Below are 24242 nucleotides of genomic sequence, written 5' to 3'. Positions count from 1 at the left end.
TATACCGTCTTGCTCGGATCGTCCGAGCGCGTGAGTGCTCCTGTACTTATCACAGGTTGATCTTAACGATTTCCGCATCCCTTGCAGTCATTACTAGGGAAATTTGAGGCGGAGGCAGGTCGACTGTGTCCGCGCGTATGTTTTGCGATTAGTTGTTTGCAACGAAAGACACCATGATGAGTGTTTTCGTCGGGAGGGTTATGCGGCAACCGAAGGCGGTTCTTGAGGCGCTTCGGCCCACAGTCGCCTGCCTGTCGCGGCTTGTCAGAGCGCGAGGCTCAATTCGAACCGCGATCTTGCTCTTCTGTCTGGCAATGAGCGCGGTTGCGGCTGCCCTCGGAGGCTATTCGACCCTCGGTATCCGACACGCCGGTGACTTGGTTGCCAGAACCTTCGACGAGTCACTGATGTCGATCAACTACGCGCGTGCGGCGGGCGCCGATTTCGCGGCCATGCGCGTGGCGTCTGCACAACGCCTTCTCACAAAAGACCCGACGGTCCATTCTCGACTGGAAGCCCTTATTGACGAGCTTGCCAAAACGCTTTCGGAAGACGTGACGATAGCGGCCGAGCGGTCCCAGTCCGCGCGCGCGGCAAAGGCGGCCGCCAAAGTCCAGGAGGCCGCAAATGCCTGGATCGCGCTTCATCGCCGTCTCGCTCAAGCGCCCGCCGCCGAGCACGGGAGCATCGAAGCGAATACGCGTGAGATCGGCGATCTCGAAAAGTATTCCGACGTTCTCAATCAGCAGATCGAATTACTGGTGAACTATACGGCCGGAGATGGCTTTCTATTTCGTCAACGGGCGCTTGCTGCGATCAAGCGCGATCTGCAAGTCAACGTCGGCGGGTTGATCGTCGCGCTCCTTCTGTCCGGGCTGTTTTCATGGATTTTGGTGCGCCGGATCATTGGTCCAGTCGCGATTGCCTCCAAAGCGGCAAGAAGCATCGCCGATGGCGACTTGAACACAAACATTCCAGAAGGCGGCGGTGATGAGCTCGGCACTCTTCTGACTGCCATGGGGAGAATGCGAGAAAACATCAGGGCGATGGTGGATCGAGAGGTAGCGCAGCGGCGTTCAGCGCAGGGACGGCTTTCGGATGCCCTTGAGAACTCCCGTGAGGGCGTCGTCCTGCTCGATAGGGAAGGCCAGATTGCGTTGGCCAATTCCAGAGCCGGCGAGTTCATTGATTGCCTGCCACAGCTGGTCCACCCGGGTTCCTTAGGAGTGGCGCGGGTGTCAGGCGACGAAAACTCACCAGAACCCAATCTCCGGCATAGCTTTGGCCAGGCCGATAGCATGGAGGGTGAAGCCCAGCTTCCCGATGGGCGGTGGCTGCGGATCAGCCGCAGTCCGACCCGGGAAGGCGGCGTGATGCTGGTCTACAGCGACATTACCGGCTTGAAGCAGCAGAAGGCCGAGCTGCACGCGACGAATCTGAGGCTGGATGCGGCGCTCGCGCACATGTCGCAAGGACTCTGCCTCTATGACAGAGAGGGACGGCTCCAGGTCGTCAACCGTCGGTTCTGCGAGATTTTTGATATTTCGCCGCAATTGTTGCTGCCAGGGATGACGTTCGAAGACGTCCTCCGCCTGAGTGTTGCCGCCGGCAATCATGGCAGCCGGACGGTGGCCGATCTTCTGACGGAATGCGAAGAGTTCGTGGCTCGGCGCAAGAGCGGCAACTACCTCCAGAATCTGAGCGACGGGCGCGTTGTCTCGATCGCTCATCGCTCCACATCCGACGGCGGCTGGCTCATCAGTTGCGAAGATGTGACCGAGCAACACAGGGCGCAATCGCAAATCGCGTTCATGGCGCGTCATGATGCTCTGACCAGATTGCCAAACCGGTCCCTGTTCGCCGAGCGGATCGAGCAGGCCGTCGCCGAGGTCGGCCGGGGAGCTGGCTTTGCCGTGTTCTGTATCGATTTGGATAACTTCAAGCAGATCAATGATGGCTTGGGACATCCGGTCGGTGACGCGCTGCTTTGCGCAGTTGCCGACCGGTTAAGTGCGTGCGTCCGAGAGGTTGATACCGTCGCGCGTTTAGGGGGCGACGAGTTTGCCGTCATTCAATGTGGAGTCCGAGCCGCTGAAGAGGCCGAACGCCTGGCCCAGCGCATGGTGGAGTGTGTCGGAGCGCCCTACGATCTGAATGGCCATCGCCTCATCATCGGGTGCAGCGTCGGAATTTCGCTCGCGCCCAGTGACGGGACGACCCGCGAAAAGCTTCTGAAAAACGCGGACATGGCGCTGTACCGGTCCAAAATGGACGGTAGGGGAACCTGGCGGTTTTTCGAGCCGGCAATGGACGCAAACCGGCGAAGCCGGCGAGCGCTCGAAATCGACCTGCGCGAGGCTATGGACAAGGACGAGTTCGCATTGTTCTACCAGCCCATCTATGACTTAAGAATGGACCGGATCAGCGGCTTCGAAGCATTGTTGCGCTGGCAGCATCCCAAGAGGGGGTTCGTGCCGCCCGACCAGTTCATCCCGCTCGCAGAAGATATGGGTCTCATCGCTCGGCTCGGCGAATGGGTTCTCAATCGTGCGTGCGAGCAGGCGGCCAATTGGCCGGCGGAGCTCAAGATTGCTGTCAACGTTTCGGCAAGTCAGTTTCGTGACCCGAGGTTTGCAGACGTCATCGCCACCGCGATCGACGCGTCAGCGCTGGCGCCACATCGACTTGAGCTCGAAATCACGGAATCGATCCTCCTTGGCAACAGCTCCGAAACGATGGCAACCCTGCATGAGCTGAAGGCACGTGGACTGCGCATCGCGTTGGACGATTTCGGTACCGGCTATTCGTCGCTAAGTTATCTCCGCAGTTTTCCCTTTGACAAAATCAAGATTGATCAATCCTTTGTTCGTGACGCAACGGAGACAAACGGGTCAAAATTGATCGTCAGGGCGATCACCAGCCTCGGAAGAAGCCTTGGTATGATAACAACAGCCGAGGGGGTCGAGACCGTTGAGCAGTTGAACCAGATGAAGGCGGAAGGATGCAACGAGGCCCAGGGGTTCCTGTTCAGCCGTCCGGTCCCTGCAACCGAACTCGCATCAACGATCCTGAGCTTGCGAAGCGGCCTCAAGCCAAGTGACCGGAGCAGAGCGAGAGCCAGTTAGGAGCATCGATGTCATGTGTCTTAACACTTAGCGAAATTGTTATGGGGTCCTGGGCATCCCCGCAGCCTTGCGGCGTTCGCCGCGAACCCCTGTGCGCACTCAGAGTCGGCTAGGGGAATTGGCGGACTCAGGCGCGATGTTGATCACGGAAGGTATTAGAAAGTGGCTGGCCGCTAGGTTTGCTTCAGCCATAAAGCATGCGACGCGCGCGGAAGACCAAGGAGTCGCCATAAAGTGGCTAAGCGATTCTCGCGCTGTCATCGCAAGTGATCTGAGCCCAACGGAAAAGTTGAAGGAATTGAATGCGTTCGTCAATTCGCGGAGAGCAATTGTTGCGATTGCAAAGAGCGTTTTCGGTTTCAAACTACCGCAGCTCCGATCTTCCATTGGCCATGAAGATCGCCCTTCCTGCAACTTTTATAGCCGCATCGCGTATAGCCGCATCGCGCCAGTCGGTTTTAACCCGATGCGCGGCCTTCATCGGGATCAGCGAGGGGGCAACCACCATGCAGCTCTGCCCAGTCACCTCAGTTGTCGATGCAGGCCATATCCGCCGGGACCGGCTTCGTAGCAAAAACTTAGCTGCCGGTCAGCCTTACCGAGCTTCTTCGCCAGCTTGTCGATCTGGCCAAGGCCGCAGTCCTAAACTAGCGATCGAAGAGGAGCAGCTGCTAGGGCTTGGCCTGAAGCCCGCAGAGCTAATCGACACACGATGACGAGATTGATCAATCACCTCACGTTCTCGGCTTCACTGAGTGCTGCACGTTCAATTTCGTTCAATGAATGTCCAGTTTATCACATGGATATCCGAAAGCTAAACTAGCAGTGCGCTGGGGCGGTGTCGAAGCACACTATTCATTCGCTCTTGTTATTGCGCTCTTGCATTCTGATGTTCGTCTGGCTCGCTGGTTGCGAGAGACGTATGGGCTTGGCTGCTCATATTTTTGCGCAACCCATGAGATAGCCACGCGCGGCGTAAACTTGCACGGGGCGACCTCCCGCCGTCCCTGGCTTTTCTATCGCCCCAAGCTTTGGCGGCCTCGGCAAGCGCCGCGCTTCGTGGAGATTACGCCATGACCTGTGACAGGCTTTCGAGAAAGCCATTATGGTACTCCGAGAATGGTCTGGGCAGACCGAAGCGAGCATCGTGCTTGCCACGAACGCGCAGCTTATGGCGAGAAAGGCACCTCAAAAACAGAAGCTCTCTTCATCGGTTGGCTCTGACGGTCAATTAGGGAGGCTTGCTGCAGATGGACAGGCTCAAATTCGGAACGGCTTTCGAGGCCACTGTTGGCTCTGCCGGTCCCGCCAAGCTCGCCGTACTTCGAGATGCCACCCGCGAGCGCGGACGCCCTGATGAGTTTGCGATTACGAGCACCGAACTCATACGCAAAGCATCCGATTACGTTTTTGGGCTGCTTAAGATCATCTCCGATGCGGCGCATCGGCGGCATCGTCCGTAAGCATCAACTCAGTCTCTCAAAGTTATAGCGGCGACAACGACCTTGCCCTGATGCGGCGGATCGACGAGTGTTCACCGCCTGGCCGTTTCTGGGCTCGCGACGAATGTGAAGGCTGAGGGGCTTCAGGTCAATCGCAAGCGCGTGCAGCGGTCGATGCTCACATGAGCGTCGCAGCGCTGGGCGGCCTACCCTTGGCAGAGGCTCCACTTATCGACGCGGAAAATCTGTTCAGACAACCGGGACAAACTCACTGGGACTGGCCTCACTTTTGCTTACTTTTGGTTCGCTGGCGGGCAGGTCTCAGGTGGAGATTAGAATGTCTGAGTTGTCGAAGGTAAAAGTACTTGCGCTGCCTTTTGCGGTAATGATTGCGCTATTCCCAGCATCCGCGAAAGCGCCGATCTGGAGTTCGCGCGATCAATACGGCACTTTTTCCCTTAATGGCTATTCCTGGAACAACGACGTATATGGTCAAGGTGCTGGGCCTCAAACGATCTCGGTGCATTCGGTCAATCAATGGAGCGTGTGGTCGAATCAACCTGATACCGGCGGCATCAAGAGCTATCCCCACGAGGCTTTCAATGTTTGGAAACCGTTGAGCGCGATCAACAACCTGAGTTCAAGCTTCAACCAGAGCGCCCCGAGTATCGGCCGCTGGAACTTCGCCTACGATATCTGGGACAGCTCAAATGCCTATGAAATAATGCTTTGGACCAATTACACCGGGAATCCTGACGGAAGCGGCGACGTTAAGCCCATTTCTTACAAATATAATTCGTCAGGGACTACCGCGATCCCAGTCTACACGGGCGTCAATGTGGGCGGAGCGACTTGGAACGTGTTTGAAGGCTGGAACAAACACAAGGTCATCTCCTTCCTGCGCACTTCCAAGACCAACAGCGAGACCGTGGATCTCAAGAGTATCCTGCAATGGATAAAGTCGAAAGGATATTTTGGGGACATAACCGTCGGCAGCGTCCAATACGGCGTTGAGATCACCTCGTCTCCCGGCGGACTACGCTTTGACGTCAATCATTGGGCCGTGATCTCGAAGTGACTACTTTGGGACCGTCGATGAGGTGATAGTCCGCCCGAACGGGAGGTCCTTGCGGGTCGTCTGCAGCAAGGCGGCCCCTTGCCTGCCTCCCGTCTAATTCGGCCCGGCGTTGGCGTGTGGAGTTCAGATCGTCTTCGAGCGTGGCGGCTTTCAGTCTCTCTGGCTGCGCGCAAAGATCATAAGCAATACGTCGGGTCTCTTGACCGGCTCCGCCTGGAGGTTGTGCCGCCCAGTTAAGCGGACCTGATGGCTTCGGTTCTGAATGTGGCGGATATCTCGGGAAGTCTTTCGGCAAGCCCATACCAAGCATTTGGGCCGCGCCGAGCGGCGAGTCATGCGCGCGACCACAGCATGCCGGGCGGTAGTGTTCGGCGGCCACGTCGAGCAGTGCGATGACTGCGGCGCCACGTGCATTGCCTACAACTCCTGTCGCAATCCGTACGCCACCGCCAGGTCGATCTCGGTCAAGTTCGGTAGTTTAGGTGACCGACGAGATCACCAGAGCTGAGATTAAGTTTTTTGGCCAGTCTTGTGCATCGGCGTCCTTCCTCTGCATCAAACGGCAATAACTGCTTGTTCGCCGTCAGCGCTCATCCGACTGGAGCGGGTCAGGAATTGCAGCCCGGAAGATGTAACGAGGTCAGATCATCGAGCGTCACGAAACTTGGCCTTGACCTTCTGCTCCGCTCTTGAGCGTTTCGCACGTCCAGTTCGACGGTGCTCTGGCAGACTTCGGAAATCTGGTCGTTTTCTCCGAGCACGTCCTTGATATCGCCCATCTCCGAGGTGCCTTCCGGATGAGCGAACGCGGGCATGTAAAGCCATCGGCTGGCCGCCCATGACCATGAGATACCGAACGACCTTGGCGGACGAAGCCCGCCCTTCGGATGGAACGCGGCAGACCGAAGATGGTGGTCAGCGACAGCAGCAGCCAACCCACCAGCAACGCCATCCTGACATGGGCCGATCAGAGCCATGTCAAATGGCACTACATCGCGCCGGGTAAGTCCATGCAGAATGCCTTTATCGAGAGTTTCAACGGCCGGCTGCGTCGTCGATGGTTGCACCCGCGAGTGAGGCGCCGCGCCAAAAAGTCTCGGCAGAAACAGCATGATAGGCGATGCCATGGCAGTTCATGGCCCCTTATAACTGGGGCTGCGATAGGTGGACTGCCATGACAGATTGGGAGGACCGGTTGAAGCGCTCGCAGGCTGGAGACGGGTGTTGCCCGCGAAGTGAGGGGAGCTCTGGGAAGGCCACGGGCAGCGCTAACTGGGCCGCCGGTCTGGGTGATCGGCACGCGGCGCTAGGACTCGCCGCCGCGTGCCGCCGAAACTCGCGCCGTCCGCTCTAGGCAACCCCTCGCCGGATGGGGCCTGTGACGCGAGCGTCGGCCTGTCTGAATGCCATCGCTAGCTTACAAAAAGCTGACCGATACGCTCACCCCTCTCGGTGACGCCGAAGTTGTTCCTGTTTAGAGCGAGTTTGCTGATGGGTGGCACGGAAACGTATTCGCGGCGGCCCGAATTTTCGGCGGTGCCGTCTCGGGCATCATCAGCATGGCGCAGAGCCCGGCCGCGGTAGCGACAAGCATGTACCAAGCGGGCGCAAGCGCGTTCCCAGTAACATGGGTCAGCCAAGCGACGACGAGTTGAGCTGTGCCCCCGAAGATCGCTATCGCAACAGCATAGATCGTCGCGAAGGCGCCGCCGCGGATGCTCTTGGGCAACCCTTCGGCCATACCGACATAGAAGGCGCTATACGGAATTGTTCCGACGAGGGTGAGCGCGCCGAGACCTCCGAGAAGCGCCATGGGACTGCGGCTCTCTACGATCCACAAGAACACCGGATAGGTCATCAGCAGCGCGGCGATCTGCGGCCATATCATGATGGGCCGGCGTCCGGCCCGATCTGCGAGCCAACCCCCCAGGAGTGCCGCAGCAATGCCTACTGCGTTGCTGACGACAGTGGTCGCAAACGCGAGAGGCGCGGCAACTTGCAGGGTGCTCAGCGCATAAGTCGTCATATATTCCGTGACATAGCTGATAATCGTGCAGCTGGCCAAAATGACCAATCCCAAGCTCATCATGCGGCGGCTGGCACGCAATTTCCTTGCAGGCTCGTCGGCGAGAGCCGGCGCTTCAGGTCGGTGCAGCGTTTCGGGCAGCGCCCTGCGCAACCAAAGTCCGAACGGCAGCGTACAGGCACCGAGCAGAAACGCGATCCGCCATCCGTAGGCATCCAGGGCCTCGCTTGTCATGGTGAGGGAGAGTATTTCTCCGACCAGCGCTCCGGCCGTTGCAGCTATTCGTTGGCTGGCAGGCTGAAATGAGACGGCAAGGCCCCGGCGTCCGGCCGGGGCCGCTTCCATCAGATAGGCGGTCGTCGGACCGACTTCGCCTCCCAGGGCGAAGCCCTGCACCAAACGCGCGAAAATAGCCAATAACGGAGCGGCGATGCCTATCGTGTCGTACGAGGGCGTCACAGCCAACACGAGTATCGCGGCACTCATCATGACAAAACTGGCGATCATTGCGGGCCTGCGTCCGACTCGATCCGCGTACGAGCCGATCACAATGGCCCCGATGGGTCTGGTCACGAAACCCGCTCCGAAGGTCACGAGCGACAGCATAAGGCTGGCGAACTGATCCTTCGCCGGGAAGAACGCGTGACCGATCTGGATGGCGAAAAAGCTATACGTCCCGAAATCGTAAAATTCGAGCATATTGCCGATCGTCGCGCCCAACACGGCATGGCTGATCAAGCGTTCATCTGCCGCAATGAGGGTCGGCTTCGAGCTTCGTCGAGTAAATTGTTCAGCCATGCGCTTGGATCCGTCTCGAATACGCCCCTAAAACATTTCGACAAACTATGTGGAGCACCTTGCTCTCCGCATGAGCCAGGAGCGGGCTCGCGCGACTCGCCATCTCAAAAAGCTGGAGCACTGCGGCGCAGCCGTGAGCCTGTACGTGGCCCATTACAATGTTTGCCGTGTCCCTGAAGGCCCGCGGACATCGCCAGCGATCGCGCTCGGCGTCGCGGATCGGGTCTGGGCGATGGTAATTTGTTTGGGCGCAGCGCAACCAGATGGCTACGCTTGAAAGGATAGCCTTGTAGCTCAGAGAATGCCGGCAGCACATGTACCGCTCGAGTTCGTGAATTGGTGTTGTCTTTCGACGCCAGATGATGTCCATGAGCCTGCACGCCATATCGAGCCCGCACCAAGGGCAAGAGTTGCCTTCGCTCTCACGCTCCGCACCACTGCCTCTCGAACTGTCGGCGCCAGAGGCGCATGGCTCTTCCATCGAAACTGAAGCACGACAATCTCAGCTTCCTCGGTCAGGGCTGAAGCTATCGCGACCTGCCGCCACCGCTCCAACGGCTTGCAGACGAGCTCTGGCCCTTTCACAGCAACGTCTTGGACTGCGCAGCAATGGCCCGTGTCCGCGAGGTCGACAAGAAGCATGTTGAGGTGGTCTTCACCAGAACCATCTTCGAGACCGAGCATCCCGTGGCCCAATGCTCGGGCCCCCATGATGTCCGTTGTCAGATCACCCGCGAGCTCGATCGCTCTTGCAAGTAGGGTGCCGGAGCCATCGTCTGCGAACTGGTGGAACATGACGAACAGCGCGATAATTCCGGCGCCCAGTTCAGCGATTGCTTGACTGGCCAATAGTCCGTTGAAACCCCACATGACAGGAAACAACATTACGGCCGGAAGCGATCTGAGACGCCAGCGTTGCGAGAGCCGCGCCTCGCGCACGGCGTGGAATGAAATGACGATGACAGAGCAAAGCGATCGGCAGCTGCTGATGGTGGCTCCAACGACTTGCCGACATCCGAGCGAGCATTTCGGCAAAGGCCCGACCGCTGAGATGGTGGCGCTCGAGTAGCAGTTTCGTAGTTCGAATATGCATTAGTGTGAAAATGGCTTGAACCGCACGTAGCGTCAGGTTGTAGAGTTGAAAAAGCGGCGGCGTAAGAATGGCACGTTGGCGCAAAAGACTAACAGGAAAATCATGAGAGGTCCTGATAGCGAGTGAGTGAGGGGCCAATCACCTCGGCGATGAGGATCGTCGGTGCAAGGGCCCCCGCAGCATTTTCTTGATGTGAGATGTGATGATGTGAAATGGGGGGATGAGTGGTGACGGAGTTGGAATAGCGTTTGCTCGTGTCGAAGCCGCAACGGGAGCCAGGTGACAAGAGGCTGGCAAGCACCAGAATTTTCCAACCACTGCTTTCGCGTTGTGGAGGCAACCAAAGCCTGGTTCCGGATGGCGATGACGACCCTGCGCAACCGCGCAACGCGCCGGCGGCGCACCTGAGAAGGGATCGTACGTTGCTTAACGTCGCCCTAAACGACATTGAGAGCGCGAGCCACATCCGCGCGTTCTCGACCGAAGTGGTCAAGCACGGCAAGCAGTTGCGGATCATGGCGGACCGCGCAATGTTCCTGCAAAAGGCTGCCGCGGACTTCCAACTAAGGTTTATGGCAAGGTTCGAGGAAGACATTCGCACCGGAACATCGTGGGGGTACGCCACGACATGCAACGTGAGCCGCGAAGGGCCTCACGCCTTACGAATACATCTGCAAATGCTGCACTTCCCAACCAGAACGATTTCAATCTCAATCCGATCCAGCAAATGCCGGGACTAAACACCGCGTATTCGGCGTAGGCGCAAGTCGACTGGTCAGCCCTTAACAGGGTGGGCGTTTTCTTTGTAGAAGTTGATGAACCCATTTAGGTTTTCGATTCCGAAGTCGGCGAACGCCTGTCGACCCTAGCAGGACGTCAGACATACTGTACCAATTTGAGGTAATCGTCAGTGAGGACAGGTGAGCCGATGGAAGAAGCTGCGTCTTGAAGGAAGGTATTCAGAGTCCGACTAGCGCGAATGCGGCCTTCGAAAGATGGCCGTGCCGGCGCGCGAGTATGGAGCGCTGCTAATTCGGAACTGACCAGGTCAGCCGCGGCTGAGGCACAATCTGAGGAGGCGAAGCAACCAGCAGACATGACAGCTTGTGCCAGTCCTAGCGTGGTGAGCCAACCCGCATAGACCAGCACGGCACCGTCCGTCTCATTGAGCCCAGAGAGTTCCTCAATTGCAGCAGCATGGATTTGCGCAGCATCAAGAGACAGAAAAAGGTCGGCTATCTCGTCACGTGTCGCTCTAGAAAGAAGGCAGCGGCCGAGATGCGAGAGGAGCGCCTCAGTCGGACCTTCGAAGATGCGGAGAATGCGAGCATCTCGATAGATTTTAGCTACAGGCGTTCCCTCATCGTAACCACGGCCACCTAACAGTTGGACGCATTGATCAGCGACCAGGCCGCACCACTCCGACGATAAAACCTTCGTTGCCGACGCCAAGTGGACGTTGGGCGCGCCCTGCGCTGAGACAAGTCGGCAGGATGCGCCCAGCATTGCCTTCACGACTTCCCGCCGGAGTACCATCTGCTCAAATAGCTGCTCGATATAGCTGTTCTCAATCATGCGCAGCTTACCCAGTCGACGATGGTTTGCATATGAGGCCGCGACCTGGAGAGCGCGCTCAAGGGCCCCAAGACCCATAGCAGCCACACCGATACGCCCGCGGTTCATACTAGATGCTGCTGCTCCCCAGCCGTCTTGATCGCGAGAGAGCACGTAAGCGCTCGGCACCTCGACATCCTGGAACTCCAGAGTATTCTGAATAATGCCACGTAGACCGAGTGTGCGATGCTCGTGCGTGACCTTTAGGCCCGGAGCCTGTCTATCAACTAGTACACCAACGAGCCGACCTTTCGCATCGGGACCAGAGGCTCGCGCAAAGCAAACGATCCAACGAGCCCAGTCAGCGAGGCCGATCCAAATCTTGCGGCCGGAGATGCGAACTCTATCTTCCTGCATGAAAGCCGAGGCCTCTATATGCCGCGGGGCAGAGCCAGCTTTAGGCTCCGTCAAAGCGAAAGCGCAAAGGTCGCCGCGCGTTGCGCCGCACATGATGCGCCTTTGTTCGGGGATGTGCGGTGCCGCTTCGATGCAGGGCAAAGCCAGGAAGTTATGGATGACGAGGGTGGAGGCAGCCGAGACATCGAAGGATGCAGTAGCGGAGATGAGGTCGATGGCCTCCTGCAAGGGAAGAGCTAATCCGCCGTGCTCTGCTGGTGTAGTGAGCCCGAACAGTCCATGCCTTGCGAATATGCTGTGCAGGGTCGGAGGGAATGCTCGACGGTCATCCGCGTCTGCGAAATTCAATTGACTCAGATCATCGATCAAACTGGAATATAGGGTAGGTCCAGCGCCTTCAGCTGTGCGTTCCTGCGCTTCGAATAGGGAGTAAACTTGAGCGGACATAGCCTGCCTCGGACTATCTGGACGATATAAGGCCATATGATTGTGCCCGCGCTTCGCGCCAGTCATCCTCGTGGATAGCTCGATTACACATTGGTATAGGCGGATGCGAGCGCAGTGTAAGCAGATTGCTCCCCGATCGCGAGCGCTGCGCGGGCTCACATCAAGATGCGTCTTGTCCACTCATTCGGCCTGCAATATTGGCTCTGACTCACTTTTGATGCAGTTCGAGGGATGTTTGGCGCATTGATTAGGGGAGAATCAGCGCCATGCAGCAAGCACTCCACCGCTCCAGTCTGGTGCCGCGTGGGTTTGTTGTAGAGAGTGCGTGCTACGAGGGTGATAAGGCCGTCATCACGGTCCGGGCGTCCGGAAGTGTTGGTCTGTGTCCATCGTGCGGGACAGTTTCGCGGCGTATCCATAGCCGGTATCGGCGACGCGTGACCGATCTGCCGCTGTCCGGGCGGATCGTGGAGCTCGTGGTGATCGCCCGCCGCTTCCGCTGTGATGCCGTCCTATGCGGGCGCCAAATCTTCACCGAGCGCTTCGCCGAAGGGGTACTGGCGCCATCGGCGCGACGGACGGCAAGGCTGGACTCCATCGTCCATCACCTCGGTCTGGCGCTTGGCGGTCGACCGGCAGCGGGCTTTGCAAAGCGGCTAATGCTGCCGGTGAGCAAAGATACGCTTCTTCGGGTAGTTCGGCGCCGTAGCCGTCCCCCAGCTCACCCGCTCAGGGTTATCGGCATTGATGACTGGGCTTGGCGGCGCAATCACCGATACGCGAGCATCATCTGCAACCTGGAAAGGCGCCGGGTGGTCACCGTGCTGCCGGATCGTGAACCAGCGACCGCTCAAGCCTGGCTCTCTGCTCACCCCACGATCGCGATCATCGCTCGCGATCGTGGCGGGGGATATGGCGAAGCAGCAGCAAAGGCCCTGCCGCACGCGGTGCAGGTAGCCGATCGTTGGCATCTGATGGAGAACGCCAGTCGGGCCTTCCTCGATGCCGTGCGCAAATCGATGCGCCAGATACGCCTCGTCATCGGTGCGACCACGATCGATCCCAAGCTACTCACGGCCGCCGAGCGCCTCCAGTATGAGGGCTATCTGCGCCGCGAGGAGACCAACGCGGCTATCCTGGCTCTGTCGAAGAACGGCATACCTATCAAGCAGATCGTGCGTCAGACCGGCCATAGCAGGAAGCTGGTGCGACAGGTGGTCCGCGGCGAACGCCACGACGTCTTCCGAACCCGGCAAAGTTCGTTGGATCTGCACTTGCCATGGCTCGACGATCAATGGGCGTCCGGCTGCCGCAATGGAGCTGAACTTTGGCGCCGCTTAACAGCGCGTGGCTTCCGAGGCTCGCTCCGTGTCATCAGCGAGTGGGCAACTCGCAGACGACGGGCTGAAAAGGCCGACGCGCGAAATCTTCAGAGGATTCCGTCGGCCAGAACGATCGCGCGGATAATGACATTCGGCCGGGACTTGCTAACGAAAGCGGAGACCGTCACGGTAGCGGCAATCGAAGCTGGGATACCGACTCTGGTCGAGGCACGCGAGATCATCGCTGAATTCCACTTGATGGTCCGGCGCAAGGTTGAGGCGGGACTGACTCCATGGATCGAGCGCGCCCGCAGCAGTCTCGTCGCTTCGTTCGCCAACGGCGTCGCCAAGGATGGGGCGGCGGTGCGGGCGGCGATCACTTCGCCTGGTCCAACGGACAAACCGAAGGACAGATCACGCGCCTCAAGCTCGTCAGGCGTCAAATGTATGGCCGCGGGAAGATCGATCTGCTCCAGGCCCGGCTAATCGGTGCAGAATAATCGGAGCTGCACCAAAATTGCGTCAGAGCCCAATATTGACCCCCTAAGCCGAGGAAGCGGCGTCCAAAATTTGGAAGCCGATTGACGCTAAGAGCGTAGAGCTGAACCCGCTGCCGCTCAAGAACTGCCTCATGCGAAGGACTGGATGAGATATCGTAGGTTTGGCTGGTGTGGGGAAGGCGGAACCGTTCCCCCGCTACAAATCTGCGATTTTCTTCGCCAAACCACGATTTCCTACGCCTATGCACATGACGATAGCGCTGGCGTCGCTCGCGGACGAGGTGTGCTATCTGGTTTTCGAGCAGACAGACTGGGTTGCTGTAGGGGCGTGCGGGGCGCCATCGGACCAACTCGACAAGTGCCTATCGATAACGTGGTCGTCGTCGGATTGAGGACTCGGGCGAGCAACCGGACATTTGACCCACCTGTCGCCGGATCCTGTTTGCATGAGAACCAGACGGGTTGCCGGATTGGACTAGAAGCTTCGATTTCGCTTTACCAAAAGGAGTGCGGTCATCGGGCTTAGAGCATCGGCTCGAACTGGCAGTGCACGAGCATTTCGGACACCGAGGCATTATTCGGCAGCATGAGCGCCGTCTCGACCAAACGGGCAATGTCGCCCGGCTGGCTCATCTCATGGCGAGGAATCTCGTCGTCGTTCAGCGTCATGTCGGTGGCGACATAGCCGGGGCAGATCACCGTCGCCCGAATGCCCGCCGCGCGACCTTCGCGGCGAATGCCGTGGGTCAGTGCGACAACGGCGAACTTGGTCATGGCGTAGCCGACGTTGCTTCCTACACGCTTTCCCGCGAGGGATCCCAGATTGACGACCCGGCCGTGACCGCAGACGGCCAGATGAGGCAGGGTGGCTCTGACGAGGCGCAGGGGCCCCTTGACGTTGACGCGCCACATCTCGTCGAGTGCGCTCTCGCCATCGTCGGAGACACGGACCTTCGGATTGATGCCGGCCGCGTTGACGATGGCATCGACGCCGCCCCACCGCGCGACCGTTGCGTTGACCCAGGAGATTGGGCTCTTGGCGTCTTCGGCGTCATAGCGGTGCGTCATGAGCCTCTCGCTCCCGGCGAGACGGCTCGGGTCGCGAAGCCCCGCCGATACGCGGAAGCCCGACGCCAGCAGCCGGTCGACGACGGCGCGCCCGATGCCGCGCGACGCCCCCGAGACCATGACAATCCGATTGCCGACCTCTAACATCTGGGTCCGTCTCCTATGGGTGAGCCAGGGGCATCGCGAAATGTAAGGGGACGCGACCGATGGCGAGTAAGAGAAATTCACTCTGCCGGCATCGGGCGTGCTTATGGCTCGCGCGCCCGACGGCTTTCGGCCGGCGATATTGGATGTCCTTATGAGGGCAGAACAAATCCGCTGTATGCGTGCGTCGGCCTCCGCACGTAACTTTCCGCAGCTCTGGCTGACTGCAAGAGAGCCTTGCGGATGGGATTTTCGGACTACCGAACGGCGTTGGTGACGGGCGCGTCCTCAGGTATCGGCGCTGCGACGGTTCGGCGCCTCCGCGCCGAGGGGCTCGAGGTTCATGCGCTGGGGCGTGACGCTCGCCGGCTGGCCAGCCTGTCGACAGAGACCGGATGCCACGCATGTGTGGTCGATGTGAACGATCTCGACGCCTTGAAGCGCCTTGCGAGCTCGACCGCGTTTGATGTTCTCGCCAACAATGCCGGCCAGTCGCGGCGCGGCAATATCCTGGATATGGCGCCTGATGATGTCAACACGCTGGTCGACGTCAATCTGCGGGCGGTCCTGCACCTGACACGCCTCGTCGTGCCGGGGATGGCGCGGCGCAACCGCGGCCACGTGGTCAACGTCTCGTCGATCGCCGGCCACTATGCTTTCGGCGAGAACGCCACGACATTCAATTCATCCGTGGCCTATCACGCGACGAAGGCCGGCATTCATTCGCTGTCGCAGCAATTGCGCGTCGATCTCTACGGCACCTGCGTTCGCGTCACCGAGATATCGCCTGGTCGTGTGGCGACGAGCATCTTCCAGAACCAGAATGCCGCCGACAACCCGGATGCCCGCTTCGTCGGCGGCTTCGAGACGCTCCAGTCCGAAGACATCGCCGAAGCCATTGCGTTCGCGGTGGGGGCGCCGGCGCGGATGAACGTCGCGATGATCGAGGTCGTACCCACGTTCCAGGTCGTCGGTGAATTGCGTTTCGCGAGCCGATCCGAGGCCGCGTGCTTGAAAGACATGAGAAGTGGAGCTGACAATGCCTGAACTCGCAAACCGCCTCAAGACCGTGAAGGTGTCGGCCTCGGCGGCGATGACGGACAAGGCGCGCGAACTCCGTGATGCAGGCGTCAAGATTGTCGGTCTGTCGTCCGGGGAGCCGGACTTTCCGACGCCGCCGCACGCGATCGAGGCCGCGCATCGGGCGGCGCTCGCGGGCGATACGAAATATCCTGCGCAGCCGGGGACCGTCGCGCTGCGGACCGCAGTGCAGCGCAAGTTCAAGCGCGAAAACAGTCTCGACTATGCACTCGACGAGATCCTGATCGCCAACGGCGGCAAGCAGATCATCTTCAATGCGTTATTCGCGACCTGTAATCCCGGCGACGAGGTCGTCATTCCGGCTCCGGGCTGGATCACCTATGCGGACATCGTTCTCCTCGCGGAGGCGACGCCCGTCGCCGTGCCCTGCCCGGAGAACAACCAGTTCAAGCTTCGCCCGACGGACCTCGATGCGGCGATCACGCCGAAGACGAAGTGGTTGATCCTGAATTTTCCCAACAATCCGACGGGCGCGGCATGCACGCGCGAGGAGATGCGCGCGATCGCCGACGTCATGTTGAAACATCCCGACGTCTGGATTCTCACCGACGACATATACGAGCATCTCACCTACGACGGCTTCGAGTTCTGCACCATCGCGGAGGTCGAGCCGCGGTTGAAGAATCGCGTCGTAACTGTGAACGGCGCGTCCAAGGCCTACGCCATGACGGGCTGGCGGGTCGGCTATTGCGGCGGCCCCAAGGACCTGATCGAGGCGATGAACAATGTCCACGGTCAGGCGACCGGCGGAATCTGTACCCTGAGCCAGGCGGCGGCGGTGGCGGTTCTGGACGGTCCTCAGGAGTTCCTCAAGGAGCGCGCGGACATCTATCGCGACCGGCGCGATCTGGTGGTCAGGCTGCTCAACCGGATCCCCGGCATCACCTGCCATAAGCCCCAGGGGGCCTTCTACGTGTTTCCGAACATCGCCGGCTGCATCGGCAAGACCACGAAGGGCGGACGGCGGCTGGAAACGGACGCCGACTTCATCTCGGCGCTTCTGGAAGAGCAGCATGTCGCCGCCGTGCCGGGGGGCGCCTATGGCATGAGCCCGTATTTCCGCATTTCCTACGCGACCGATACCGAATCCCTCAAGGAAGGCTGCCGGCGCATCGCGAGCTTCTGCGAGAGCCTGCGCTGACCGGACATTCGAAATGCCGGGGCCAGCCCCCGGGCGAGGGCGAACGCTGCAGCCGGCGGCATCCGCCGATCAAGATCGGAGCAGTATGCCGAACCAGTTGTCATAATCGATCCTAATGCCCCTAAACGAAGATGTTCTTGGTCCTGTAGGATGCCGACGCATAAGCTTCGTTCTAAAGAGGGGTAGGCCTTGGTATCGCGCAGTCGAGGACGGCCAGCGATGACCACCAGCGACGATGTCGTGGCGGTTTTAGGTGTTGAAGCGCCGCCGGTCGCCCGGCCGAGATCGCGCTGGCGCCTGGCGTTGCCCGTCGGGCTCCTTGCCGTGCCGATGCTGGCCTTCCTGACCTATTTCTTCTTCTATCCGGCGCTGGTGCTGCTGTTCTCGAGCATCCAGACGCAGGACACCCGCGGCATCATCGGGCGCCCGTTCACGCTCGCGCACTACGCGCGCCTGATGAATGTTGAGCTTTATGCGCGCGTGCTTTGGACCACGCTGCGGATCAGCATCATCACCTCTGCGCTGGCGACGGTGCTCGCCTATCCGGTCGCGCTGGTGATGGTCAAGAGCCGTCCGATGATCACGCGGATCATCACGCTGATCGTCATTGCGCCCCTCATCGTCAGCGTGGTCGTCCGCGGATACGGATGGCAGCTGGTGCTCCAGAACGGCCCGAAGGGCATGCTGAACTGGATCCTGATGACGCTGCATATCGTCGATGCCCCGATATCGGTCCTCTACACTGAGGCCGCCGTCGTGATCGGGTCGCTGCACGTGTTCTTCCCGATGATGGTGCTGCCGCTGGCCTCGGCGCTCGGCAAGATCGATCCCAACCTGGAAGATGCGGCCCGCATGCTCGGCGCGCCATGGTGGAAAGTGTTCCTCCGGGTGACGCTGCCGTTGAGCATGCCGGGCTTCGTGGCCGGATTCACGCTGGTCTTCTCGCTCACCGCAGGCTCCTTCGTCATTCCCGCGATCCTGGGCGGCGCCTCGGCGATCATGCTCGGAAACCTGATCGAGCAGCAGATCTTCGTCGTGTACGACTGGCCGTTCGGCGCGGCCATCGCCGTCGTTCTCGTCGGGTTGGTTATGGCCGTGAACGGCTTCTCGATGTGGCTTCTGGAAGGCCGGCGTCTCAGGAGGCCCGAGTGATGGACGAGCGGTTTTCGGGCCTCGGCGCCTTCATCCTCTACACCATCACCGCCGGCGTGATGCTGTTCATCCTGGCGCCGCTCCTTCTCGTCATGGCGGTGTCGGTCTCCGATTCCTATTTCGTGACCTTTCCTCCGCAGGGCTTCACGCTGAAATGGTACGCCAAGGTTCTTCAGGACCGCGACTTCCTTGAGGCGATGAGGCTGAGCATCCTGCTCGCGCTCGGCACGACGGCGGGCTCGCTGCTGTTCGGCGTGCCGGCGGCCTTCGCGCTGGTGCGCGGCAGGTTCTTCGGCCTTGCGGCGATCAAGGGCTTCCTGCTGTCGCCGCTGATTTTCCCGGCGCTGGTCACGGGCCTCGCGCTGCTCCAGGTCCTGACCAAGCTCGGCTCCCAGGACGCGCGGCTCAATCTGCTGATCGGGCACGTCGTCGTGACCTCGCCCTATGTCATCCGCACGGTCGTCACCAGCCTCCAGCTGGTCGACGAGAATCTGGAGGACGCTGCGCGCACGCTCGGCGCCAACCGGTTGCGAACCTTCTGGCGCGTGACGCTGCCGCAGATCGCCTCCGGCGTTGCGGCCGGCGGGCTGTTCGCCTTCATGGTGTCCTTCGACAATTACCCGGTCACCATGTGGCTGGCGAACTCCGAATATTCGCCCGTGCCCCTCGTCCTGATGCGGCAACTGGTCAACGTCTTTGACCCTTCCGTACCCGCGATGTCGACGATCATCATCCTGATGGCGATGGTCGGCGTCCTGCTGCTGGAGAAACTGGTGGGCCTTCGCCGCGCGCTGGCCGCCTGATGTGCATTGGTAGATGGAGGTTGGACCCATGAAGCTGACACGTAGGACTCTCATTCAAGCCGGCGCATCCGCAATTGCCTTCCCGACGATCATCAGCCGGGCGTCGGCGCAGGACGCCAAGCAGCTGCATGTCGGCGTCTACAACTCCGCGCTGGGCAAGCTGATCCAGAAGGAGGTCATTCCGAAGTTCGAGGCCGAGTTCAAGTGCCGCGTCTTCACGATCGAGGGCGCGACGCTTTCCAACATCGCCGCCCTACGCGCGACCCGCGACACGCCGCGCTTCAGCATGATGATGATGGACGACGTCGGTATCCCCCAGGCCAAGCAGGAGGAGCTGATCGACAAGCTCGACGCGGCCAGGATTCCCAACCTCGAAAAGGTCTATAAGCGCTATCTCTTCGAGGATGGCTATGGCGTCGGCTTCTCGATCTCCAGTGCGGCCATGTTCATCAACCCGCAGGTGACGAAGCCGCTCGAGAGCTATGAGCAGATCTTCGAGGCGAAATATCGCAAGCAGATCCTGCTGAACACGCCCAAGAACACCCAGAGCGTGCTGATGCTCATCGTGGCGACGGCGCTGACGACGGGCAAGCCGCTGAAGGAAGCGCAATACCTGGTCGACAGCGGCTGGGACAAGCTCGCATCCCTCAAGCCCAACGTGCTGACGATCTACGACAGCGAGGCCCAGGTGCTGCAGGTGGCGCAGGGCCAGGCAACGATCGGCGGCATCGAATACTCGAAGGCGATCTATCCGCATACGGCCAAGGGTCTGCCGATCGACATGACCTTCCCCAAGGAAGGCGCCTTCACCGGCATCAACAGCATGACGCTGGTCAAGAATGCGCCCGAGCCCGAACTCGCCTGTGCGCTGATCAACCGCATCCTGGAGCCGTCGGTCGCCAAGATGCTGTCCGAGCAGACCCTGAGCGCGCCCTCGGTGGGTGGCATCGACTTCAAGCCGGAGACGGCCAAGTTCCTCGCCTATCCCGACACCAAGGCAACCGATCTCGGGCTGTTCACGCCGGACTGGAAGTTCATCGTTCCGCGCCGCGGTCCCTGGCTGGAGCGCTATAATCAGGTGTTCACGAGCTGAGCGGGGGTGCCATGAAGTCTTCCGAAGTCAGGCTTGATCGCCTCAGCAAGCAATATGGCCGCATGGTTGCGGTCGACGAGGTCTCGCTCGCGATCGAGCCGGGCCACATGGTGGCGCTGCTCGGTCCGAGCGGCTGCGGCAAGACCACCTGCCTTCGCATGATCGCCGGACTGATCCGTCCGACATCCGGCGACGTCTTCGTCAACGACACGCGGATGACGGGCGTTCCGGTGCATCGCCGCAACGTCGGGATGCTGTTCCAGAACTACGCGCTGTTTCCTCATCTGACCGTCGAGGAGAACATCGTGTTCGGTCTGGAGATGCGCGGGATATCCAAGGCCGACGCCGCGAGGAAGGTGAGCGAAGCTCTTAGTCTCGTCCAGCTATCCAGCTTCGGGAAGCGCTATCCGGCGCAGCTCTCCGGCGGCCAGCAACAGCGCGTCGCACTGGGGCGCGCCCTGGTGATCGAGCCGGCGATGCTGCTGCTCGACGAGCCGCTCGGGGCGCTCGACAAGGGACTTCGCGAGAGCATGCAGGTCGAGCTGCGCGCCCTTCAGCGCAGGCTCGGCCTGACCACCATCATGGTGACGCACGACCAGGACGAAGCGCTGACGATGGCCGACAAGATCGTGGTGATGCGCGATGGCAAGCTCGAGCAGGTCGGCTCGGCGACGGAGATCTACCAGCGCCCGGCCTCGAAATTCGTCGCGCAATTCATCGGCGCGTCAAATCTGTTTCAGGGCCCCATCGAGCAGCGAAACGGCAGCGGGGCCGTCATCCGTGTCTCGCCGGAATTGAGCCTTCAGGTCGATGAGATCCCGCAATCGGCGAGCGACGTGATGGTTTCGATCAGGCCCGAGGCGATCGTGGTCGAGCGAGCCGGTCAGAGCCCGGCGGCGCAACGCGCCAACAGCGTGACGGCGCGTGTCGATCAGGCCATCTATCGCGGGTTCGTCAGTCACTACTATCTGAGGACGCCGAGTGGCGGCCAGATCATCGTATTCGAGCAGAACCAGTCGCAGCAGGCCGGACTTCGATACGCGGTGGGCGAAGAGGTCGTGGCGCGGTGGGAGTCGCCCAGCAATCACGTCATTGTTCGTCACTGAAATCGAGGCGAGCGCGACGTCCTGCCGGCAATCGACATCCCTTATACCCGCAGATGAACATCGTCTTGGATCGGCTTGCGCCGCTTGGCTAGATCTATGGGTGGCAGCGCCCACGGGCGTTCGACCAGCGAGGCCCTTTTGTCGATTAATCAGCCCAACGCTCCTTTTGTCGGCACGATCGAGAAAAGCCCGAAGATCAGCCTGATCGGCACGCTTGCGATGCTGGTCGAGGCGCCGGGTGACTTCGACCTGGTGCAGCAGGGACGAATCTGGGCCCTTGCGGATGTGGTTTCCGCTTGGCCCAACGTCCAGGAGGCTGTCATTGGCGTCACCAACGTGATGCTCGTCTTCGAGCAGCCGCCGGCGGATATCGGCATGCTCAGCGCTGCGATCGCCGAGCTGTGGCATCGTTTGCCCGGTCGCCAGGCCGACGGCAAGCTCATCGAGATTCCCGTGGTCTATGGCGGCGAGTTCGGCTTCGATTTGCCGGCGGTTGCGAGCCGCGCCGGACTGTCCGAGCGCGACGTCATCAGGATTCACAGCGAAGGCGAATACACCGTCTGTGCGGTCGCGAGCTCGCCGGGGTTCGGTTATCTACACGGACTCGACACGCGCATTCACATGCCGCGTAAATCGGTGCCGTCGCTCAACATGCGGGCGGGCTCTGTGACCATCGGGGGGATGCAGACAGGCGTCGCGGTGCTGACAAGTCCGAACGGGTGGAATGCCATCGGCTGGGCCTCGATTGCGATGTTCGATCCGAGTTCCGAACAACCCTCGCTGATGCTTCCGGGCGATCGTGTCAAATTCAGGATCGATCGGATCGAGCTGTGATCGAGATCCTGACCAGCCCTGCCTTCAACACAATCCAGGACCTCGGCCGCCACGGCGCGCGTCGGTTTGGCGTCAGCACGTCGGGCGCCATGGATCCCGTCGCGCTCACCGCCGGCAATACGCTGCTCGGCAATGACGATGGTGCGGCCGGCATCGAAATCCAGACCTTTCCGTTCCGCCTGCGATTTTCGGCCGACACCGCATTCGCGCTGACCGGCGCCGATCACGATGCGACGCTGGCGGGATCGGCCGTTCGGCCGTGGTGGTGCACCCGGGCGAAGGCGGGCGACGTTCTCGCGATCACGGCGCCGCGACGTGGCGCGCGGGTCTACCTGACCTTCGGCGGCGGCATCGACGTTCCGCGCGTGTTGGGTTCGCGCAGCACGCATCTGCGCGGCGGCTTCGGCGGGCTCGAGGGCCGTACCTTGCAGGCGGGCGACGTCGTGCCGATCGGGAGTTCGTCGCGCAGCAGCGACAGGCGCTTCGACTTCGGCGTCGCGCCGCCGGATGTCGCGATTCCAGGCGCAGCTGCTGCGGACGACCGCGTGCTGCGGATACGGGTGATGCGGGCCGGCGAGTACGACCTGTTCTCGGAGGCGATGCAGGCGACGTTCTGGTCGACGCCGTGGAAGATCAGCGCCCGGAGCGATCGGGGCGGCTACCGTCTCACGGGCGACAAGCTGACATTGGACGCGCTGGTCGAGATGCGCTCGCACGGGGTGGTCGCCGGCGTCGTGCAGGTGCCACCGGCCGGCGAGCCGATCATCCAGATGAGCGATGCCAATACGGCCGGTGGCTATCCGAAGATGGCCGCCGTGATCCAGGCCGATCTCTGGCGCCTCGGCCAGGCGGCACCGGGATCGGTCATCGCCTTCAGTGAGGTGAGCTACCAGGACGCGGTCGCGGCCATGGCTCCCGTCAACGACTATCTCGCGAAGTTGCGAGCGACCGCGGATCTCTATCGAGCGCTTTGAGTGGACGTCAAAAATAACAAGAGCAGGGTACGAGCATGAAAATCGGCATCAATTCGGACATGGGCGAAGGTTTCGGCAACTATCAGATCTGTGACGACGAGGCGCTGATGGGCATCATCTCGTCGGCCAACGTGGCGTGCGGTTTCCACGCCGGCGATCCCATCATCATGGATCGCATGGTTCGCCTGGCGAAGCAGAAGGGGGTCGAGGTCGGCGCCCATCCCGGCCTGCCCGACCTGCTCGGATTCGGTCGCCGCGTAATCCAGATGGGCGCCGCCGAACTCGAGAAGCACATGGTCTATCAGATCGGCGCCTTGCAGGCGATCGCGGCCAATGCCGGCCATCGCGTGACCCATGTCAGCTTCCACGCCGCGATGGGCAACATGGTCAATGCCGATCCCGACATGGCAGAAATCGTCGCCCGCGCGATTGCGACCATCAACCGCGATTTCATCGTGTTCTCGCAACCCGACGCCGAGATCGTGCGCGCCGCGCGCAAGGTGGGCCTGCGCATCCTGACGCTGTTCCTGGCTGACCGCGCCTATGACGAGAACGGACATCTGGTGTCGCGCAAGCTTCCCAACTCCGTCATCACCTCGACTGACGCGGTGGCCGAACGGGTCAAGCGCTTCCTCGACAGCGGAACGGTAAAGACCATCGAAGGCAAGTCGATCAAGGTCGAAGCCCGTTCGATCCTGATCCACAGCGACACGCCGGGATCAGTCAATCTCGCCGGCACGGTGCGCCGCGTGATCGAAGAGGGCGGCGGTGAGATCACGCCCGCAACCGTGTTGCTCAATTGAGCGGGAGGATCCGTACGATCGGGGTGCCATAGCCGACCATGGCACCAGTCTCCGCAATCACGGCATCGACGGTGCCGGCGGCCGGCGCAACGATCGGCGCGTACAGCAGGCCGATCTTCACCAGGCCGACGATCTCGCCGGCCTCGAACGCGCTGGCCGGGCGCGGCGAATGGCTTGTCCTGCCACGGATGGGCTGCAAGGAAATGTCCCGCAACGTCGGC

Annotated in this window: 19 protein-coding genes and 4 pseudogenes; 16 read left to right on the top strand and 7 right to left on the bottom strand. The window is 60.7% G+C overall.

What is annotated here, in order from left to right; translation table 11 throughout:
• The first annotated feature begins 407 nt into the window (after positions 1–407).
• Positions 408–3125, top strand: coding sequence for an EAL domain-containing protein (locus ACSKB8_RS00765; protein ID WP_438101827.1), 2718 nt, complete (start codon positions 408–410; stop codon positions 3123–3125).
• A gap of 439 nt (positions 3126–3564) precedes the next feature.
• Here the strand turns inward: ACSKB8_RS00765 and ACSKB8_RS00760 are convergent.
• Positions 3565–3752 (bottom strand): annotated as a pseudogene (locus ACSKB8_RS00760) (IS110 family transposase); the annotation flags it as partial.
• A gap of 623 nt (positions 3753–4375) precedes the next feature.
• Between ACSKB8_RS00760 and ACSKB8_RS00755 the strand changes: the two are divergent.
• From ACSKB8_RS00755 to ACSKB8_RS00745, 3 genes and pseudogenes are all read left to right on the top strand, one after another.
• On the top strand, positions 4376–4588 hold the full coding sequence (locus tag ACSKB8_RS00755) for a hypothetical protein (RefSeq protein ID WP_438101826.1): 213 nt from the start codon (positions 4376–4378) through the stop codon (positions 4586–4588).
• A 316-nt stretch (positions 4589–4904) separates the two neighbouring features.
• On the top strand, positions 4905–5645 hold the full coding sequence (locus tag ACSKB8_RS00750) for a glycosyl hydrolase (protein ID WP_438101824.1): 741 nt from the start codon (positions 4905–4907) through the stop codon (positions 5643–5645).
• 262 nt (positions 5646–5907) lie between these two features.
• A pseudogene (locus ACSKB8_RS00745) lies at positions 5908–6081 on the top strand (transposase zinc-binding domain-containing protein); the annotation flags it as partial.
• A gap of 172 nt (positions 6082–6253) precedes the next feature.
• On the opposite strand, the gene ACSKB8_RS00740 reads toward ACSKB8_RS00745, so the two are convergent.
• Positions 6254–6424, bottom strand: coding sequence for a hypothetical protein (locus ACSKB8_RS00740; protein WP_438101822.1), 171 nt, complete (start codon positions 6422–6424; stop codon positions 6254–6256).
• A 111-nt stretch (positions 6425–6535) separates the two neighbouring features.
• Between ACSKB8_RS00740 and ACSKB8_RS00735 the strand changes: the two are divergent.
• Positions 6536–6712: pseudogene (locus tag ACSKB8_RS00735) on the top strand (integrase core domain-containing protein); the annotation flags it as partial.
• A gap of 407 nt (positions 6713–7119) precedes the next feature.
• On the opposite strand, the gene ACSKB8_RS00730 reads toward ACSKB8_RS00735, so the two are convergent.
• Positions 7120–8469: an MFS transporter gene (locus ACSKB8_RS00730; RefSeq protein WP_438101820.1), complete on the bottom strand. Its 1350-nt coding sequence runs from the start codon at positions 8467–8469 to the stop codon at positions 7120–7122.
• Positions 8470–8763: 294 nt separating this feature from the next.
• Positions 8764–9354: a hypothetical protein gene (locus tag ACSKB8_RS00725; protein WP_438101818.1), complete on the bottom strand. Its 591-nt coding sequence runs from the start codon at positions 9352–9354 to the stop codon at positions 8764–8766.
• Between the two features lie 630 nt (positions 9355–9984).
• Here ACSKB8_RS00725 and ACSKB8_RS00720 point away from each other — a divergent pair.
• Positions 9985–10302 carry a hypothetical protein gene (locus ACSKB8_RS00720; protein ID WP_438110875.1) on the top strand — a complete coding sequence of 106 codons (318 nt, stop codon included), beginning with the start codon at positions 9985–9987 and terminating at the stop codon, positions 10300–10302.
• 136 nt (positions 10303–10438) lie between these two features.
• Here ACSKB8_RS00720 and ACSKB8_RS00715 read toward each other — a convergent pair whose 3' ends face one another.
• A complete protein-coding gene (locus tag ACSKB8_RS00715) occupies positions 10439–11980 on the bottom strand; it encodes an acyl-CoA dehydrogenase family protein (RefSeq protein WP_438101817.1) in 1542 nt (513 codons plus the stop codon).
• A 266-nt stretch (positions 11981–12246) separates the two neighbouring features.
• Between ACSKB8_RS00715 and ACSKB8_RS00710 the strand changes: the two are divergent.
• Positions 12247–13802 (top strand): annotated as a pseudogene (locus ACSKB8_RS00710) (ISL3 family transposase).
• A 522-nt stretch (positions 13803–14324) separates the two neighbouring features.
• Here the strand turns inward: ACSKB8_RS00710 and ACSKB8_RS00705 are convergent.
• Positions 14325–15017, bottom strand: a complete 693-nt coding sequence (locus tag ACSKB8_RS00705; protein WP_438101815.1) for an SDR family NAD(P)-dependent oxidoreductase — start codon at positions 15015–15017, stop codon at positions 14325–14327.
• 240 nt (positions 15018–15257) lie between these two features.
• Between ACSKB8_RS00705 and ACSKB8_RS00700 the strand changes: the two genes are divergently transcribed.
• The 9 genes from ACSKB8_RS00700 to ACSKB8_RS00660 all read left to right on the top strand — a co-directional run bounded on the left by ACSKB8_RS00700 (position 15258) and on the right by ACSKB8_RS00660 (position 24021).
• The gene (locus ACSKB8_RS00700) at positions 15258–16061 is read left to right on the top strand and encodes an SDR family oxidoreductase (RefSeq protein WP_438101813.1); all 804 of its coding nucleotides are present in this window, start codon (positions 15258–15260) and stop codon (positions 16059–16061) included.
• The gene (locus ACSKB8_RS00695) at positions 16054–17256 is read left to right on the top strand and encodes a pyridoxal phosphate-dependent aminotransferase (protein ID WP_438101811.1); all 1203 of its coding nucleotides are present in this window, start codon (positions 16054–16056) and stop codon (positions 17254–17256) included. The genes ACSKB8_RS00700 and ACSKB8_RS00695 overlap by 8 nt, the downstream gene beginning before the upstream one ends.
• Positions 17257–17475: 219 nt before the next feature.
• On the top strand, positions 17476–18408 hold the full coding sequence (locus tag ACSKB8_RS00690; protein WP_438101809.1) for an ABC transporter permease: 933 nt from the start codon (positions 17476–17478) through the stop codon (positions 18406–18408).
• A complete protein-coding gene (locus ACSKB8_RS00685; RefSeq protein ID WP_438101807.1) occupies positions 18408–19211 on the top strand; it encodes an ABC transporter permease in 804 nt (267 codons plus the stop codon). Before ACSKB8_RS00690 ends, ACSKB8_RS00685 begins: the two co-directional genes overlap by 1 nt.
• 28 nt (positions 19212–19239) lie before the next feature.
• Complete coding sequence (locus ACSKB8_RS00680) at positions 19240–20304, top strand: extracellular solute-binding protein (protein WP_438101805.1); 1065 nt, start codon at positions 19240–19242, stop codon at positions 20302–20304.
• 11 nt (positions 20305–20315) lie between these two features.
• On the top strand, positions 20316–21410 hold the full coding sequence (locus tag ACSKB8_RS00675) for an ABC transporter ATP-binding protein (protein WP_438101803.1): 1095 nt from the start codon (positions 20316–20318) through the stop codon (positions 21408–21410).
• A 96-nt stretch (positions 21411–21506) separates the two neighbouring features.
• Complete coding sequence (gene pxpB, locus ACSKB8_RS00670) at positions 21507–22244, top strand: 5-oxoprolinase subunit PxpB (RefSeq protein WP_438101801.1); 738 nt, start codon at positions 21507–21509, stop codon at positions 22242–22244.
• On the top strand, positions 22241–23218 hold the full coding sequence (locus ACSKB8_RS00665) for a biotin-dependent carboxyltransferase family protein (protein ID WP_438101800.1): 978 nt from the start codon (positions 22241–22243) through the stop codon (positions 23216–23218). Before pxpB ends, ACSKB8_RS00665 begins: the two co-directional genes overlap by 4 nt.
• Positions 23219–23253: 35 nt before the next feature.
• Positions 23254–24021 (top strand): LamB/YcsF family protein, encoded by a 768-nt coding sequence (locus ACSKB8_RS00660; protein ID WP_438101798.1) that lies wholly within the window; start codon positions 23254–23256, stop codon positions 24019–24021.
• On the opposite strand, the gene ACSKB8_RS00655 is transcribed toward ACSKB8_RS00660, so the two are convergent.
• Complete coding sequence (locus tag ACSKB8_RS00655) at positions 24014–24220, bottom strand: hypothetical protein (RefSeq protein WP_438101796.1); 207 nt, start codon at positions 24218–24220, stop codon at positions 24014–24016. The two genes, ACSKB8_RS00660 and ACSKB8_RS00655, sit on opposite strands and share 8 nt — an antisense overlap.
• Positions 24221–24242 lie beyond the last annotated feature (22 nt).

Origin of the sequence: Bradyrhizobium sp. BR 1432 (assembly GCF_051547705.1) — a bacterium.
Taxonomy (GTDB): Bacteria; Pseudomonadota; Alphaproteobacteria; order Rhizobiales; family Xanthobacteraceae; genus Bradyrhizobium; species Bradyrhizobium zhanjiangense.
The sequence above is the reverse complement of the archived record's forward strand: the minus strand, read 5'-3'. Positions and strand labels throughout refer to the sequence as shown.